This window comes from Methanobrevibacter sp. (genome assembly GCF_045220775.1).
GTDB lineage: Archaea > Methanobacteriota > Methanobacteria > Methanobacteriales > Methanobacteriaceae > Methanocatella.
On record NZ_JBGUWC010000160.1, the window covers coordinates 1 to 1,980 of the forward strand.

The 1,980-nt window shown below is 31.7% G+C and carries 4 protein-coding genes and 1 pseudogene; all 5 read right to left on the reverse strand.

Annotated features, from left to right (window positions below):
- Nucleotides 1-152 (reverse strand): S1 RNA-binding domain-containing protein (locus tag ACJROP_RS10225; RefSeq protein ID WP_295610692.1); only part of this gene is annotated, 152 nt, incomplete at its 3' end.
- Nucleotides 153-215: 63 nt separating this feature from the next.
- Entirely contained in the window at nt 216-395 is a 180-nt protein-coding gene (locus ACJROP_RS10230; protein WP_067044971.1) for a 30S ribosomal protein S27e, read from the reverse strand.
- A gap of 9 nt (nt 396-404) precedes the next feature.
- Complete coding sequence (locus ACJROP_RS10235) at nt 405-683, reverse strand: 50S ribosomal protein L44e (protein ID WP_303345557.1); 279 nt, start codon at nt 681-683, stop codon at nt 405-407.
- A gap of 218 nt (nt 684-901) precedes the next feature.
- Nucleotides 902-1,753: a hypothetical protein gene (locus ACJROP_RS10240; RefSeq protein ID WP_406535368.1), complete on the reverse strand. Its 852-nt coding sequence runs from the start codon at nt 1,751-1,753 to the stop codon at nt 902-904.
- Nucleotides 1,754-1,811: 58 nt separating this feature from the next.
- Nucleotides 1,812-1,980: pseudogene (locus ACJROP_RS10245) on the reverse strand (DNA polymerase sliding clamp); the annotation flags it as partial.

A 1,980-nucleotide genomic window follows, 5' to 3' on the forward strand; every position in this document is an offset into this window, starting at 1 on the left:
ACCCAACCAGAAGATACTTCAGAAATATGAATAAAAGCTTCTTTGCCCTGATATTCTTCTAATTTAGCAAAAGCCCCATAATTAAGAACTTTATAAACTGTACCTACAATAAGTTCCCCTTCATCAGGCCATTCTTGACTTTTTCTTACCATACTCTCACCAACATTAATAAAAATTATAAAAAATAGTAAATAATAAGTTGAAAACTAGAAAATCTAGTTTAAAACTTTTTCAATGTGTGCGGTGATTTTTGCTTTAGCACCACGAGATTTGACAAGAGTTTTACCACAAATAATACATTTTACGTCAGAAGCTGCACGATCAAATATTACTTGTTCATTGTCACAATCTAAACATTTAACTTTTAAAAAGTTTCCTCTACCTTTACTAACCATATTAATCACCTATTTAGCTACAAATTCTGGTTTTCCAGTTCTGAAAGATTGTTTAATGTGAGATTTACCACATTCTTTACATTTAAGTCTTAAATCTAATTTCTTAACAGGTTTATTTCCGGCAGGTAAAGGCCTTGGGTAACCTCTATAACCAGCAGTCACACGTCTGAATTGTCTTTGTCCCCAGGTTAATTCACTAGCTTTCCTTTTTTTAGAAGTGTGAACTTCATGCATAGTGTGTCTTTTACAGTGAGGACAGTATGTTCTTTTTTCTTTTGGTATTTTCATTTTTTCACCGTAATTAATAAATCATTGTAAATCTATCTATGAATTTATCTAAACTCAATCTATATCACAAAAAACGTAGAGATTCAAACTACCTTGTAACGCATCAAGTCTACACGTAGCAAAAATCCAAATTATATAAAATATAATTTTTTATTATCACAAATAGATACGATTAATATATCTATAAATCAAGTTATTTAAATGTAATGGAAAAATAGTTAAATTTTAACTTGACGGCCTTTTCTATTTTTGAAAAACACTTTCGCATTTATCAAAGGCAATGTCACTAAATCTTGAGGTCTGAATGGACCATAAACTTTTTCATCAACACCAACAATAGGTCCGACTTCATCAAATACCAACATTGTGACAAGTTCTGAATCCTTAGCAACCTTTTTAGATTCAAAATCAAAAAATTCATCCTGAGCGTTTGGATTGTCTTCAATATTTTCAGTTTTTTCAACCTTTGGAACAGGCTTTGATTCCTGTTTGATTTTAGATTTCAAAATCTGCTTTTCAATGGGTTCCCTTGGCTCTTCCTTGATTGGCTTTGCTTTGCTGATTTCATCAAGCCTATTTAAAACCTCATCATCTTGTTTTTCTTCTGGAGGCTCAGAGATTAGGGTATTTTTTTGAATCTCTTTAGGTTTTATGATTTTTTCATCATCCTCATCGGAGAGCTTTTCCAAAGAAATGTTTCCTCTATGATTCCTTAAGGTATCGATCAATGAAAAATAGAATTTTTCCTCTTCAGGGGTTAAATTGAGTGGAGTCGTATCAACAAGGTCAAACTGAGGTTTGCCTGTAAACAAATGATAAGACCTGTGAATATTTACAACAGCCGCATCAGTTATCTTATGTTCTCTTCTCTCACAAATCTCAGTAGCGATGATTTGGGCTTCCTTAAGCATTCCATGAACATTAGAAAATGGATCCCTAATTGCTTCTTGTCTTAACACATCTAAATACTCATGAATCTGATTATAAAAATCTTCTTCTACACGAGCTAAAGTTGCATTATTACGCTCTTTTTTTTGAATTTTACGCAATTCCTTATAAAATTGATCCACTTAATACCATCTCTAAAATTGTATTTGAAAAAATAAAAAAAGGTTAAAACAAATGAAATTATTCATCTGTTTCTAATCTAGGAGCAAGCAAGAAACTGAGTTTACCGTCACCAGTTACCATGGTAAGGGTTAAACTTAAAGGCATATCAGTACCTAAACTAATTTCAGCTTCCTCTGAAAATTTATCTGCTTTAAGCATTTCTCTAATCTTATCCAATGAGAATAAA